Genomic DNA, 410 nt, shown 5'->3' with positions numbered 1-410 from the left:
TCTTCATCCATTGGTACTAAACGCATTTCTATATCCCAGTATACACAGAATTTTTCCCAACAAACTTGGAATCCTGATGATACTACTAAGTTTGGTTTTCTCTTTGTTGTGTCTATTCCTAATTTTTCCGCTCTATTTCTCCATCTAAACTTCATTGCCATACCACCAAGCATACATGCTTCTGATGATCCTACTGTTGATGTCCCTATATAATTTAATTCTTTTGGTGCATTCCATAAGTTTGCTATCATATTTACACATCTGTTTTCCATCTCTGTTGTTTGTGGATATTCAGATTTATCTATTGCATTTTTTTCTAATGTTTCTGCCATAAGTTTTGTTGCTTCATCTTCCATATATGTTTGACAGAATGTTGCTAAGTTAAGTCTTGCATTTCCTTCATTCATTAG

At 33.4% G+C, this 410-nt stretch carries 1 protein-coding gene; it reads right to left on the bottom strand.

Annotation, left to right across the window (positions count from 1 at the left end):
* Positions 1–410, bottom strand: a 410-nt coding sequence (locus RWY47_RS10340) for a pyridoxal-dependent decarboxylase (protein ID WP_316030319.1), incomplete at both ends; no start/stop codon positions are given.

Origin of the sequence: Paraclostridium sp. MRS3W1, from assembly GCF_032465715.1 — a bacterium.
Lineage (GTDB): Bacteria > Bacillota > Clostridia > Peptostreptococcales > Peptostreptococcaceae > Paraclostridium > Paraclostridium dentum.
This window is presented reverse-complemented; position numbering and strand designations above follow the sequence as displayed.